Genomic DNA, 13506 nt, shown 5'->3' on the forward strand with positions numbered 1-13506 from the left:
CGTGTCGCTGAAGATCCACCAGGACCACTCCCGCTTCAAGGCCATCGTCCGGGGCAAAATCAAAGCCAACCTGCGCAAGTACGTGCAGAAGGGCGAGATGCTCGGCAAGAAGGGCAAGGATGCCATCTCCATCCCCATCCCCTTCATCGACATCCCGCGCTTCAAGTACGGCCACAAGGAGCAGGGCGGCGTGGGGCAGGGAGAGGGTGAGGTGGGTCAGTCGCTCGGCCCCGGGCAGCAGCAGCCCGGGGACGGGCACCAGGCCGGCCAGGGTGAGGGCGAGCACGCCCTGGAAGTCGACGTCACCCTGGACGAGCTGGCCCAGATTCTGGGTGAGGAGCTGCAGCTGCCGCACATCGAGCGGCGGCACAACGAGAAGCTCGTCACCCAGCGCATCCGCTACACCGGCATCAACACCACGGGCCCCGAGTCGCTGCGCCACTTCAAGCGCACCTTCAAGCAGGCCCTGAAGCGGCAGATCGCCACCGGCACCTACGATGCGCGCAACCCCGTCATCATCCCCACCCGGGAGGACAGGCGCTACCGCAGCTACAAGCTGCAGGACCTGCCGGAGACCAACGCGGTCATCATCTACATGATGGACGTGTCGGGCTCGATGGGCGACGAGCAGAAGGAAATTGTCCGCGTGGAGAGCTTCTGGCTCGATACGTGGCTGCGCCACCAGTACAAGGGGCTGGAGGCGCGCTACATCATCCATGACGCCGTGGCGCGCGAGGTGGACCGGGAGACGTTCTTCCACACCCGCGAGTCCGGCGGCACGATGATCTCCAGCGCCTACAAGCTCTGCCGGGACATCATCCTGGCCGACTACCCCAAGAGCGCCTGGAACATCTACCCGTTCCACTTCTCGGACGGGGACAACTGGAGCGCGGACGACACGCGCCAGTGCATCGACATGCTGCGCAACGACATCCTGCCCACGGTGAACCAGTTCGCCTACGGCCAGGTGGAGAGCCCCTACGGCAGCGGGCAGTTCATCAAGGATCTGCGCGAGGCGGTGGGCGCCCAGCAGAACGTGGCCCTGAGCGAGATCACCGACAAGGACGCCATCTACAACTCCATCAAGGACTTCCTCGGCAAGGGCCGCTGAGGCTTTGCCCCCTCCCCTGCCTCACGGAGCACTTCCCCCATGCCCAAGAGCCTCACCCCCCGGTTGGCCGCGCTGAACGAGGAGATCCTGGGCCACGCTCGCGAGTTCGGCCTCGACTTCTTCGAGACCATCTTCGAGGTGGTCACCTACGACGAGATGAACATGGTGGCCTCCTACGGAGGCTTCCCCAACCGCTACCCGCACTGGCGCTGGGGCATGGAGTACGAGCAGCTCTCCAAGGGCTACGAGTACGGGCTGTCGAAAATCTACGAGCTCGTCATCAACAACGACCCCTGCTACGCGTACCTCCTGGAGAGCAACGCGGACGTGGACCAGAAGCTGGTGATGGCCCACGTGTACGGGCACTGCGACTTCTTCAAGAACAACTTCTCGTTCCGCCACACCAACCGGCGGATGATCGACGAGATGGCCAACCACGCCACGCGCGTGCGGCGGTGGATCGACAAGATCGGCGTCGAGAAGGTCGAGGACTTCATCGACAAGGCGCTCAGCCTCGAGAACCTCATCGACCAGCACGCCCCGCACATCCGCCGCAACCCGGACCCCAAGCGGGCCGAGGACGAGGCCAAGAGCAACGAGCGCGTGGAGGGCTTCAAGGTCAACCGCGAGTACATGCGCGGCTTCATCAACCCCTCCGAGTTCCTCGACTCCCAGCGCAAGAAGGTCGAAGAGGAGAAGCAGAAGGCCAAGAAGTTCCCCGAGCGCCCCCAGCGCGACGTGCTCTTCTTCCTCCTGGAGCACGCCCCCCTGGAGCAGTGGGAGGCGGACATCCTCGGAATCCTGCGCGACGAGGCCTACTACTTCGCCCCCCAGGGCCAGACGAAGATCATGAACGAGGGCTGGGCCAGCTACTGGCACTCCACCATCATGACGCGCCGGGCCCTCAAGGATGACGAGATCATCGACTACGCGGACCGGCACTCGGGCACCATGAGCACCCGCCCCGGCTCCCTCAACCCGTACAAGCTCGGCATCGAGCTGTGGCGGGACATCGAGGACCGGTGGAACAAGGGCCGCTTCGGCAAGGAGTGGGACGAGTGCGATGATCTCCGGGCCCGCAGCACCTGGGACAAGAAGCTGGGCGCCGGGCGCGAGAAGATTTTCGAGGTCCGCAAGCACTACAACGACATCACCTTCATCGACACCTTCCTCACCGCCGAGTTCGCCCTGGAGCAGAAGCTGTTCGTCTACGGCTTCAACGACAAGCGGAATTCTTGGGAAATCCTGGACCGGGAGTTCCGGAAGGTGAAGTCCAAGCTGCTGCAGGGGCTGACGAACTTCGGCCAGCCCATCATCGAGGTGGTGGACGGCAACTTCGAGAACCGCAGCGAGCTGCTCATGGCGCACAAGCACGACGGGCAGGACCTGAAGGGGGACTACGCCCGGGAGACGCTGCGCAACCTGCAAGCCCTGTGGCGCCGGCCCGTCAACATCGTTACCCGGTACGACGGCAAGGGTGTCATGCTACGCTACGACGGTCAGAACCACTCGGAGAAGAAGGTCGACCTGTAGCGTCCCCAGGGGGGGCCCGGCGACCGGAGCGACGAAAAGGATGGGCACACGCATCGAGGCAGTGGAGGTGCTGTCCTTCCGGCTGGAGCTTCCCAAGCTCGTGCTGGAACGCATGCCGGGCGAGCAGCGCAACGCCCTTCCCTTGCGGCTGGACCGCGAAGAGGACGGCACGGTGACGCTGGAGCACGAGGGGCAGGAGAGCTTCCTGCGCTTCCGCCTGGACGGCGAGGGCGCGGAGCTCATCGAGATCTGCATCCTCCATGACGCCAGGGGCGTCTTCTTCCAGCAGGTGCTGGGCTCGCTCATGGTGCGCTTCCTGGGCGACCTGCGCGCGCGGCTGGTGTTTGATCCGCTGGAGAACGCCTCGGACGAGCCCTGGGCCGAGGTGAGCATCGAGCGCGGCCGGACAAGCTGGCCGGGCCTGGCGACGCAGTCGGCCGCCATGCGCCTGGCGCACGCGGCGGCCGAGGGCGGCTCCGTGGGCACCTCGGAAGGCGGCGAGTCCGTCCCCGACGAGCCCCTCTCCGCCGAGGAGGAGGAGCTCACGCGCATCCTCGCCCGGGCCGAGACGGCGTGGCAGGAGTACCAGCGCCTCAAGCGCCAGCGGGAGTAGGCCCCGGCCCGGAGCAGGCGGCCAGGCGGGCACGTGAAATTCCCCGGCCAGGATTTGGGAATGGGCGCGCGCCTCTTCTACACTCCTGTAGCCCATGCGATTCGCCCCCCTGCTCTGCCTGGCGGCCCTCTTCGCCGCGCCGCTTGCCTCCGCCTCGTCCCGTTATGAAGTGAGGAACCGCCGCATCGAGCCGCGGCAGACGCTCGCGCAGGCCCTGCACAACGCGGCGCTGCCGGACGCGCAGGTGGAGGCGGTCATCTCCGCGCTGGAGGGCGTGTTCGACTTCCGCAAGTCCCGGGTAGGCGACCAGTTCCGGCTGGTGATGCGCAACGGGGAGCTGGACTTCTTCGACTACCGGCAGAGCACCGTGGATGAGTGGCAGGTGCGCCGCGATGGCGAGAAGTACGTGGGCAGCAAGCGCACCATCGAAGTGGAGAAGCAGGTGGCGCTGGTGACGCTGGAGATCAGCACCTCGCTCTACGAGGCGGCGCTGGCGGCCGGCGAGGACCCGGGCATCGGCATGGTGCTGGCGGACGTGTTCGCCTGGGACATCGACTTCTACCGGGACACGCGCAAGGGAGACCGGGCGCGCGCGCTGGTGGAGAAGTTCGTCTCCAAGGGCCGCGTGCTGCGCTACGGCGAGGTGCTGGCGGCCGCCTATGATGGCGGGCTGGTGGGCACCAAGCGGGTGTTCCGCTACGCGCTGCCGGACGGCCAGGCCACCTACTTCCAGGAGGATGGCTCGAGCGCGCGCAAGACATTCCTCAAGAGCCCGCTGAAGTACGCCCACGTCACCAGCGGCTTCGGCTCGCGCTTCCACCCGGTGCTCAAGTACCTGAAGAACCACAACGGCGTGGACTACGGCGCGCCCATTGGCACCCCGGTGTGGGCCGTGGCCGACGGCACGGTGACGACGGCGGCCCACACGGGCGCGGGCGGCAACACCGTCTGCGTGCGGCACACCAACGGCTTCGAGACGTGCTACCTGCACCTGTCCAAGTTCGGCGCCGGCGTGCGCGCGGGCGCCCGGGTGAGCCAGAAGCAGGTGATTGCCTACTCGGGCAACACCGGGCGCAGCACCGGCCCCCACCTGCACTTCGCCCTCAAGCGCGGCGGGCAGTTCGTCAACCCGCTCAACCAGAAGTTCCCCCGCGCCGACCCTCTGGCCAAGACCCTGCTGCCCGACTACCTGTCCAAGGTCCAGGTGCTGGCCTCGCAGCTCGACTCGGTGTCCGTGGCCGCCTCGGCCGCCTCCGCCGGGCCGGGCCCGCGCGCGGCCCCCTGAGGCCCGCTCAGGCCCACTCCAGCAGGAACTCCGTGTGCTCCAGCGCGTGGGGGGTGCACTTCACCGTGCCCTCCACGCCCACCACCTGGAGCGCGGCGCGCAGCGTGCCCTCGTGGAACGCGGCCGGCTGCATGTCGCCCTTGAACACGAGCCGCAGCCGGTGCGCGCCCATGTCCCGGCAGTCGTGGGAGCCGTAGTTCACCAGGGTGGAGTACGCGATGGGCGTGTAGGAGAAAGCGCGCCGGGGATCATTCCGGCCGATGAGCTTCGCCAGCGCCCGGCCCACGGTGGACATGTAGAAGAAGTGCTCCAGGCACGCCGCGCCGCACGCCTGCCAGACCGCCTCGGTCGAGCCCAGCTCCGGCTCCAGCAGGTCCGCGGTGGCGAACAGCAGCCTCAGGAAGTCGCCCGCCGGGTAGGAAAAGAAATCAACGCAGCGCGGCAAACCCACGCGCTGGACGAGCGCCGCGGCGGCCTCGTCCCCCTGGCGGGCAGCCACCACCGCCAGCACGGCGTTGAAGGCCAACCCCCTCACCATGTGTGTTGGCTGCACCAAGGCCAGGCGCTGCTGGAGCTCATGGCTGTCGCTGGGCATGCAATCCGGGCCTCGGTCAGTCAACTCAGGTGGGCCCCCCGGTGTCCTGACGTGCTTTCTAGCAGAGGTTCACGGAAGGGTGGAGCCGCAGACACCAGTCGGGTAAACCGGCTTTACCGGCCGCCTTGGCTTCCATGACCCCCAGGGTGGTTCCACTGAGAGGACGCTTTTCCGATGGCTGAACCGCTGAGGTCCACCCCCCCCAGCTCCCCGCAGACCCCCGACGAGGATGCCTCTCGCACCGGCCGGGAGCCCGAGAACGTACGCCGTGGCTTTCTGGAGCACGTGCGCTTCTCGCGCGGGAAGAACCCTGAGACTGCCACCGCGCATGACCGGTTCATGGCGCTGTCCCTCGCCGTGCGGGACCGGCTGGCCCACCGCTGGGTGAAGACGGCGCGCACCTACTACGAGCAGGACGTGAAGCGCGCCTATTACCTGTCCGCGGAGTACCTGCTGGGCCGGGCGCTGGGCAACAACCTCATCAACACCGGCATGTACGAGGCCGCCGAGCAGGCCATGCGCGAGGTGGGGGTGGACCTCACCACCCTCATCGAGATGGAGCCGGACGCGGGCCTGGGCAACGGCGGCCTGGGACGGCTGGCCGCGTGCTTCCTGGACTCGCTGGCCACCCTCGCCTACCCGGGCATGGGCTACGGCATCCGCTACGAGTTCGGCATCTTCTCGCAGGACTTCGTCAACGGCCACCAGGTGGAGCGCGCCGACGAGTGGCTGAAGTTCGGCAACCCCTGGGAAATTGTCCGGCCGGAGAAGGCCGTGCCCGTGCGCTTCTTCGGGCGCGTGGAGCACTACCGCGGCGCGGATGGCCAGTCCGCGGCGCGCTGGGTGGGCGGCAAGACGGTCATCGGCGTGCCCTTCGACACCCCGATCGCCGGCTTTGGCAACAACACCGTCAACACCCTGCGGCTGTGGCAGGCGCGCGCCAGCGAGGAGTTCGACCTGCTGCTGTTCAACGCGGGCGACTACGAGCGCTCGGTGGTGGAGAAGAACGACTCGGAGGTGATTTCCAAGGTCCTCTACCCCAACGACGCGTTCCAGGCGGGCAAGGAGCTGCGGCTCAAGCAGGAGTACTTCTTCGTCGCGTGCTCCATCGCGGACATCGTCCGGCGCTACCTGAAGACGCACACGGACTTCCGGCAGTTCCCCGCCAAGGCGGCCATCCAGCTCAACGACACGCACCCGGCCATCGCGGTGGCCGAGCTGATGCGCGTGCTGGTGGATGACAAGCGCTTGGGCTGGGAGGAGGCGTTCCACATCACCCAGCAGACCTTCGGCTACACCAACCACACGCTCCTGGCGGAGGCCATGGAGAAGTGGCCGGTGACGCTCTTCGAGCGCCTGCTGCCCCGGCACCTGGAGATCATCTACGAAATCAACCAGCGCTTCCTGCGCCAGGTGCAGATCCGCTACCCGTTCGACCAGGAGCGGATGCAGCGGATGAGCCTGGTGGAAGAGGGCCACGAGAAGATGATCCGCATGGCGCACCTGGCGGTGGTGGGCAGCCACAGCGTCAACGGCGTGGCGGCGCTGCACACGGACCTGCTGCGGCGCGACGTGCTCACGGACTTCGCGGCGATGTACCCGGAGCGCTTCAACAACAAGACGAACGGCGTCACCCCCCGGCGCTGGCTGACGTGGTGCAACCCGCGCCTGTCCAAGCTCATCACCTCGCGGATCGGCCACGGCTGGGAGACGGACCTCGACAAGCTGCGCAAGCTGGAGGAGCACGCCCAGGACGCGGCCTTCCGCAAGGCGTTCCGCGAGGTGAAGCAGCAGAACAAGCAGGACCTGGCCCAGTACGTGAGCGAGCTGTGCAAGGTGGACCTCAACCCGGAGGCCATCTTCGACGTGCAGATCAAACGTCTGCACGAGTACAAGCGCCAGCTGCTCAACGCGCTGCACACCGTGGTGCTGTGGATGCGGGCCCGGAGAGACCCCTCCACCATCATCCACCCGCGGACCTTCCTCTTCGGGGCGAAGGCGGCGCCGGGCTACCAGTCCGCCAAGCTCATCATCCGGCTCATCAACGGCATCTCCGAGGTGGTCAACAGCGACGCGGGCACCACGGGGCTGCAGGTGCTGTTCCTGCCCAACTACCGGGTGAGCCTCGCCGAGCGCATCATCCCGGCGGCGGACGTGTCCGAGCAGATCTCCACCGCGGGCATGGAGGCCTCCGGCACGGGCAACATGAAGCTGATGCTCAACGGCGCGCTGACGCTGGGCACGCTGGATGGCGCCAACGTGGAGATCCGCGACGAGGTGGGCGACGAGAACTTCTTCCTCTTCGGGCTCACCGCGGACGAGGTCATCGAGCGCAAGCGCCACGGGTACCGGCCGCGCGAGGTGTACCACCAGCACCAGGAGCTCCGGGAGGCGATCGATCTCATCTCCTCGGGCTTCTTCTCGCCGGAGGACAAGCACCTCTTCAAGCCGCTGGTGGACAGCCTGCTGGAGGAGGACCGCTACCTCGTCCTGGCGGACTTCGAGTCCTACCGCGCGAAGCAGGAGGACGTGGCGCGGGCCTACCTGGACCCGGACACCTGGACGCGCAAGTGCATCCTCAACGTGGCCCGGGCCGGCATCTTCTCCTCGGATCGCACCATCCGGCAGTACGCGGAGGAGATCTGGCGGGTGAAGCAGACCCCCGTGGAGTCCTGAGCCTGCGCGGGCCCTCCCCTGCGAGGGCCCGCGACGCCTCACCCCGGGACGTGGCTCACCCCGCGTTGAGCCACGTCTCGTAGGCGCGGAAGTCGTAGTCGCGGCCGAGGAAGTCCTTCACCAGGAGCGCGGCGTCCTTGGAGCCTCCGGGCTCCAGCACCGCGCGCCGGTAGGCCTGCGCGGGCGCGGGGTTGAGCATCCCCTGGTCCTGGAACACGGTGAAGAGGTCCTTCGCGATGACCAGGGACCACATGTACGTGTAGTAGATGGCCGAGTACCCATCCAGGTGCCCGAAGGAGAGGTGGAAGTAGGTGCCCTCCACGTACGGGAACGGCGTGTACTTGCCCTGCAGCTCTCGCACGAGCGCGGTGGTGTCCAGCCCCTTGGGCTCGCGGCGGTAGAGCTCCAGGCTGAGCGCCGCGTAGAACATCTGCTGGCGCACGTGCAGCCCCTTGCCGAAGTCATCCGCGCGCTTCATGCGCTCGATGGTCTCCGCGGGCAGCGGCTCGCCCGTCTCGTGGTGCTTGGCGAAGGTCTGCAGCGCGGCCACGTCCCGCGCCCACTCCTCCAGCATCTGCGAGGGCGCCTCCACGAAGTCCCACTCGGTGCGCACCCCGGACAGGCCCGCCCAGGGGGTGTGTCCGCCGAAGAGGTGGTGCAGCAGGTGGCCGAACTCGTGGAAGAACGTCTCCACGTCCCGGTGGAGCATCAGCGCGGGCTCGGCGCCGGGCTTGGGGAAGTTGCACATGAGCACCGCCTCGGGCAGGCGGCGGTCCCTCTTGCCGGTGGCCAGGGTGAACTGGGCGGCGTGCTTGTACTTGTCGGCCCGGGGGTGCATGTCCAGGTAGAAGCGCCCCACCTGCGTGTCGCCCTGGAAGATGTCGTACGCCTCCACGTCCGGGTGCCACACGGGCGCATCCGGGAGCCGCCGGTAGTTCACGCCGAACAGGCGCGCGGTGAGCCCCAGCACGCCCTCCTTCACGCGCGTGTACTCGAAGTAGGGCCGGATGGCCTGCGAGTCGAAGCTGTACTGCTCCGCCTTCACCCGGTCATCCAGGTAGCCCTGGTCCCACGGGTCCACCTGGCGGGCGCCCGGGCCGTCCTTGCGCTTGCGCTCCAGCAGCGTCTGGTAGTCGCGGCGGCAGCGCTCGCCGGAGGCGGCGGCGATCTTCTCGATGAAGTCCCCGGCGTTCCGCTCGCTGCGGATCATCTTGTCCTCGGTGGCGTAGGCCGCCCAGCTCGCGTAGCCGAGCAGCGAGGCCAGCTCGTGGCGCCGCTCCAGCAGGCTCTGGAGAACCGGGACGTTGCGCGGGTAGGCGCGGGAGCGGTTGGCGCGCCAGAGCTTCTCGCGCGCCGTGCCGTCCTTCGCGTACGTCATGAAGGGCACGAGGTCCGGGTAGTCGGTGGTGATGCGCACCTTGCCGTCCGCGCCCGGGGGGTGGGAGCGCACATAGTCCGCGGGCAGCCCTTCCAGGGCGGAGGGCGGCAGCTCCACGGTGCGCACATCGCCCCGGATGTTGCGGTCGAACTCCTGGCCGATGCGGACCAGCTCCTCCTGGAGCGCCTTCACCCGGTCCCGGGTGGCCTGGTCGCGGTCCACGCCCGAGCGCCGGAAGTCCCGCAGGAGCTTCTCCACCCACTTCTTCGTGGGCGCGTCCTCCTGGGAGACATCGAGCGAGGCGATGACGTCATACACGCCCCGGTCGAGGGAGATTTCGGTGGCGAGGTTCTCCAGTTCCTGCTCGGAGGCCTCGGCGGACTGGCGCATGGCCGAGTCCGGGTGGCTGTGGCGCACCACGCTGGCGCGGGCGCTGGCGTCCGAGAGGGCGGCGGTGGCCTCGTCGTAGATTTCGAGGGCCTCGCGCGTGTTGCGCGGCGCGGGCAGGGACTTGAAGCGCTCGATGCCGGAGCGGGCTTGGGCCAGGGCCTCTTCGCTGGCACGGCGGAAGACGTCCGGCGGGCAGGTCACGAAAAGGGCCGCATCGGGAGTGGCAGGCACGGGGTGCTCCTGAAAGTGGGTCGTCCCCGAGGCTAATGCGGCACGCCAGGGGGAGCAGCAGCTTTGACGGCCACCTGGCCAGCACTGAACGCCTCCGGGACGTTCAGCTTCCTACAGCCCGGGGGCCCAGGAGGCCGTCCCGAGGCGCTGGCTTGCCGGCGCGGTGGCTCTTTGAGAGCGTGCGCGGGACATGCACACACGGCCATTCCGCATCCTGGGCATTCAGCAGATCGCCATCGGTGGACTCGACAAGGGGGCCCTGCGCGGGCTCTGGGTGGACCTGCTGGGGCTCGAGCCCCACGGCAACTACCGCAGCGAGCGCGAGAACGTGGACGAGGACATCGTCACGGCGGGCGCGGGCCCCTTCAAGGTCGAGGTGGACCTGATGCAGCCCATCAACCCCGAGGGCAAGCCCCGCGTCCAGGACCCGGCGCTCAACCACCTGGGGCTGTGGGTGGATGACCTGCGCGCGGCGGTGGCCTGGCTGGAGGACCAGGGCGTGCGCTTCACGCCAGGAGGCATCCGCAAGGGCGCCGCGGGCTTCGACGTGTGCTTCATCCACCCCAAGGGCAACGAGCAGTTCCCCCGGGGCGGCGAGGGCGTATTGATCGAGCTGGTGCAGGCGCCCGCCGAGGTCGTCTCCGCCTTCACGCGCTTCGTGGCGGGCAGCCCCTGACTCAAAGGCGGACGGGGGTTTTCCCGTCCCCAAAAAAGAAGACCTCGTTCCACATGTCTCCCGAGGTGTAGCACCAGGGCGAAGCCACCAGGATCCCTGGCACACCCGCGACGGTCTCTAGTCTCAAGCACTCGTTGCCCGACTTGATCACGTAGGGATAAATCCGCATCTCGGGAGGCATGTTGGCGCTCCAGGGCTCCGGGATCAGCTTGAACAACTGCGGATTGAAGTTCGTGCAGGGCTGAAGCACGAACTGGTTGTTCGTCTTACGGCTGAGACAGTTGCCGTCCTTCTGGGACTGGATCAGGTGGAAGCCGGCAAAAGCAGACGGAATGACGTTGAACAACTGAGCGTCATCGCCCGGCCGGTAAGAACTGGTCTGCACCCAGGTGCCACTGCCATCCAACACCTGGGAGTCCCAATTCCACCGGTACCGCATGGTTTGTTGAGCCTCGGCAACCGAGGGCAGCACCGCGAAAAACAATATGGCAGCGGCCGTGACAGCGCGTGAAAGCATGGTGGACATCCCTCCCAATGGTTATTCCTGAATTAGACCATATCAAGGGATTTCAGACCTAGTCTACGGACACAGGCTGCTCACGCTCCCTTTCGCACCGCATAGCGCACGAAGGTGACGCCGTTCTCGAATGCGCGCGCGTCGAGCCGCTCCAGCCTGACCATCGCGCCGATGTCCTTCTGGCCCCAGTCGAACTTGCCGTTGGCGTCGTTGATGTAGCCGTCGAGCGAGGTCATCATTCCAAACGTGAGCTTGCCCAGGGTGACTCTCCTTGTCTTAGCCGCTTGAACAGGCCGGGGCGACGGGTCCCAATACAAGACGATTAAGCACAGAGTCCCGGCGATTCTCCAGCAGACCGGCCGTGAGGCAGGTCTTCCCCCGTCCCCGTCCTGCGCATGACGCTGGCGGTGGCGGCTGGGGGCGCGTCGCTCGGGCCTGTGTTACGCAGGTGACGCGCCCATGCCGCCCCTCCCAATCCCCGAGCCCGCCTACCGCGCCGCCATGGCCGCAGGCCTGAAGCATGTCTACCACGGCGAACTCGCGGACCGCGCCGCGCGGTACGTGCCGACGTCGCCGCTGCCCGCCGGGCTCTCGGGGCGCGTGCTCCTCACCGTGTTTCCCCGCGAAGCCATCTTCGATGTCAACACCGCGCGCTTCGCCAACCCGCACCTGCTGACGGCCCCGGGGCGCCTGTTGTCAATCGATCTCGATGCCAGTCCGGGCGGCGAGCACGTGCTCGCGACGCGCTTTCTCGACGTGCAGTCCCAGCACCTGCGCGCGATCGCACCCGCGGCGTCGGTGCGCACCGACTTCGCCGAGGTGAGCTGGTTGGGGATCGCGAACCTCGCGAACACGGCGCCAATCCCAGCCTTTGCGATTGGCGCGGGCGGCCGCCGCCTGGTGCTCTCGTACGACGCGGGGCGTCCCACCGAGATCAACCCCCGCGAGCTCTCGCATGTGAGCCCGGTCGGCGGCACGGGTGACTACGAGTCCTCTGTCGGCAGCTCGTTCAGCCCGATGATCCTGACCACGGGGCACCCGGTCTACGACCCTGACTTCGACTCGGGACGGCCTGCGCTCCTCTTCACCAACGTCGTGCCGCGCGTGCTCGACTTCTTGACCCCGAGCCCCCAGCGCGCCGTGCGGGGCGATCTCTACGTGACCTCGTGGGACGGCACCTCGCGCGCGCCCGCCCGCCCCTTGCGCGTCCATGCCGATGGCAAGCCGGTCACGATGGAGCAAGCGTCGGCGCACCAGCTCAGCCTCACGCGTGACCACCTGCTCGTCTTCAACTCGAACCTCGTGCTCAATACCTGGGCGCTCGTCGAGCCGATTCTCGGGCTGCTCACGGACGAACTGCGGCGGAAGCTGCCCTCTTTCGCACGCCCCTCGCTCGACGCGCTCTGGAAGCCGCTCGAGCAGTTCATGCGCCCGCCAGTCCCGAGCACGCACTGCGATCTCTACGTGATCCGCAAGGACGCGCTGCGCGGCGCCATCGAGCAAGGGGCACGCCACGTCGACGCACTCCGCGTCCGGCTCCCGGGTGAACTCAGCCACGCCCTGGTGGACTGGGACGACACCGCGGGACAGCTCACGATCTACGCCCAGCACAACCTCGGCGCCGATCCCGCGGATCAGCTCCACGAGGGGGATGTGCTCGCGACCGGCGACCGGGTCCACGACGACTACCTTGGGCTCTTCACGGGCTCCACGGATCTGAATCAGGTGCGCAAGCACGTCGTGCACGTGAGCGAAACCTCGGCGGTGCTGGGTTCCACCCACGCGTTCCCCGATCCCACGAGCGCGAGCGACTTCCGCTTCGGCGTGAACCTGCTGCCGCCGTGTCAGCCGCTTGCCTACGAGCGCGCCGGCGGCGCGAGCGCGGCGAGCAGCCTCGCGGCACAGACCCAGGTGCAGACCCACACCTACTGGGTCGCGGGCGGGTACCTGCCAGAGACCCTGGCAGTCCGCTCCTTCGAAGACTTCCGCCGTCACCGGGCCCCGGGTGAGCGCCTCGTCCCCGAAGCCGAGTACCTTGAGCGGCTCGTCGCTCCCACGAACACGACGCAGCTCTTCCGGCTCGACGCGAACCTCGCGCTCGAGAGCGCGTATGTATTCCCGCCCGGCTGGCTCATGGGAGCGCCCGTCTGGGTGCCACGCGAGGGCGGAACGACGATGAAGGACGGCTGGCTCGTCGGCTGCGTGTGGGGGCCAGCCGACACGCATGTCGAGATCTGGATCTTCGATGGGCAGCAATCGCTCTCGGCAGGCCCCCTCTCGAAGCTCGTGCCAGCGCCCGGGGAGCAGGGGCTCCGCCCCGGATTCCCGCTACACGGCGCCTGGGTCGACCGCACCGGCATCGACGCATGGGTGCGCCCCGAGCTACACACGGCCCTCATCGACCTGCCGCTCTATGTGAAGGTCGCGGAGACCGGGGTGATGGCGGGCAGCTTTCTGCGCCGTGCCATCCAACAGCTGTTGGAGCGCTGAGGAGCCCCCCT

Annotated in this window: 11 protein-coding genes; 7 read left to right on the forward strand and 4 right to left on the reverse strand. The window is 67.7% G+C overall.

Features of this window, described 5'->3' with window-relative positions; genetic code table 11:
- The first annotated feature begins 1 nt into the window (after window position 1).
- The 4 genes from KY661_RS16090 to KY661_RS16105 all read left to right on the forward strand — a co-directional run bounded on the left by KY661_RS16090 (window position 2) and on the right by KY661_RS16105 (window position 4542).
- On the forward strand, window positions 2–1111 hold the full coding sequence (locus KY661_RS16090) for a DUF444 family protein (protein WP_225411032.1): 1110 nt from the start codon (window positions 2–4) through the stop codon (window positions 1109–1111).
- A gap of 39 nt (window positions 1112–1150) precedes the next feature.
- Complete coding sequence (locus KY661_RS16095) at window positions 1151–2644, forward strand: SpoVR family protein (RefSeq protein WP_075007649.1); 1494 nt, start codon at window positions 1151–1153, stop codon at window positions 2642–2644.
- 40 nt (window positions 2645–2684) lie between these two features.
- The gene (locus KY661_RS16100) at window positions 2685–3257 is read left to right on the forward strand and encodes a hypothetical protein (protein WP_225411033.1); all 573 of its coding nucleotides are present in this window, start codon (window positions 2685–2687) and stop codon (window positions 3255–3257) included.
- 94 nt (window positions 3258–3351) lie between these two features.
- Entirely contained in the window at window positions 3352–4542 is a 1191-nt protein-coding gene (locus tag KY661_RS16105; protein ID WP_225411034.1) for a peptidoglycan DD-metalloendopeptidase family protein, read from the forward strand.
- A 7-nt stretch (window positions 4543–4549) separates the two neighbouring features.
- Here KY661_RS16105 and KY661_RS16110 read toward each other — a convergent pair whose 3' ends face one another.
- Complete coding sequence (locus KY661_RS16110; protein WP_225411035.1) at window positions 4550–5137, reverse strand: DUF2378 family protein; 588 nt, start codon at window positions 5135–5137, stop codon at window positions 4550–4552.
- Window positions 5138–5311: 174 nt separating this feature from the next.
- On the opposite strand from KY661_RS16110, the gene KY661_RS16115 reads away from it, so the two are divergent.
- Window positions 5312–7813, forward strand: a complete 2502-nt coding sequence (locus KY661_RS16115; RefSeq protein ID WP_225411036.1) for a glycogen/starch/alpha-glucan phosphorylase — start codon at window positions 5312–5314, stop codon at window positions 7811–7813.
- 55 nt (window positions 7814–7868) lie between these two features.
- Here the strand turns inward: KY661_RS16115 and KY661_RS16120 are convergent, their stop codons facing one another.
- Window positions 7869–9812, reverse strand: a complete 1944-nt coding sequence (locus KY661_RS16120) for a M3 family metallopeptidase (RefSeq protein WP_225411037.1) — start codon at window positions 9810–9812, stop codon at window positions 7869–7871.
- A gap of 190 nt (window positions 9813–10002) precedes the next feature.
- Between KY661_RS16120 and KY661_RS16125 the strand changes: the two genes are divergently transcribed.
- Window positions 10003–10488 (forward strand): VOC family protein, encoded by a 486-nt coding sequence (locus tag KY661_RS16125; protein ID WP_225411038.1) that lies wholly within the window; start codon window positions 10003–10005, stop codon window positions 10486–10488.
- A 1-nt stretch (window position 10489) separates the two neighbouring features.
- Here the strand turns inward: KY661_RS16125 and KY661_RS16130 are convergent, their stop codons facing one another.
- Both KY661_RS16130 and KY661_RS16135 read right to left on the reverse strand, forming a co-directional pair.
- Window positions 10490–11014, reverse strand: a complete 525-nt coding sequence (locus KY661_RS16130; RefSeq protein ID WP_225411039.1) for an RICIN domain-containing protein — start codon at window positions 11012–11014, stop codon at window positions 10490–10492.
- Between the two features lie 71 nt (window positions 11015–11085).
- On the reverse strand, window positions 11086–11244 hold the full coding sequence (locus KY661_RS16135) for a hypothetical protein (RefSeq protein WP_225411040.1): 159 nt from the start codon (window positions 11242–11244) through the stop codon (window positions 11086–11088).
- Window positions 11245–11464: 220 nt separating this feature from the next.
- On the opposite strand from KY661_RS16135, the gene KY661_RS16140 reads away from it, so the two are divergent.
- Window positions 11465–13495, forward strand: coding sequence for a carotenoid oxygenase family protein (locus KY661_RS16140; protein ID WP_225411041.1), 2031 nt, complete (start codon window positions 11465–11467; stop codon window positions 13493–13495).
- The last annotated feature ends 11 nt before the right edge of the window (window positions 13496–13506 follow it).

Origin of the sequence: Allostigmatella hybrida (assembly GCF_020103775.1) — a bacterium.
GTDB lineage: Bacteria > Myxococcota > Myxococcia > Myxococcales > Myxococcaceae > Hyalangium > Hyalangium aurantiaca.

Coding starts and splice junctions, on each gene's coding strand:
- KY661_RS16110 (WP_225411035.1), bottom strand. CDS start 5,137: ATGCCCAGCGACAGCCATGAGCTCCAGCAGCGCCTGGCCTTGGTGCAG.
- KY661_RS16100 (WP_225411033.1), top strand. CDS start 2,685: ATGGGCACACGCATCGAGGCAGTGGAGGTGCTGTCCTTCCGGCTGGAG.
- KY661_RS16125 (WP_225411038.1), top strand. CDS start 10,003: ATGCACACACGGCCATTCCGCATCCTGGGCATTCAGCAGATCGCCATC.
- KY661_RS16130 (WP_225411039.1), bottom strand. CDS start 11,014: ATGTCCACCATGCTTTCACGCGCTGTCACGGCCGCTGCCATATTGTTT.
- KY661_RS16135 (WP_225411040.1), bottom strand. CDS start 11,244: ATGATGACCTCGCTCGACGGCTACATCAACGACGCCAACGGCAAGTTC.
- KY661_RS16115 (WP_225411036.1), top strand. CDS start 5,312: ATGGCTGAACCGCTGAGGTCCACCCCCCCCAGCTCCCCGCAGACCCCC.
- KY661_RS16105 (WP_225411034.1), top strand. CDS start 3,352: ATGCGATTCGCCCCCCTGCTCTGCCTGGCGGCCCTCTTCGCCGCGCCG.
- KY661_RS16095 (WP_075007649.1), top strand. CDS start 1,151: ATGCCCAAGAGCCTCACCCCCCGGTTGGCCGCGCTGAACGAGGAGATC.
- KY661_RS16140 (WP_225411041.1), top strand. CDS start 11,465: ATGCCGCCCCTCCCAATCCCCGAGCCCGCCTACCGCGCCGCCATGGCC.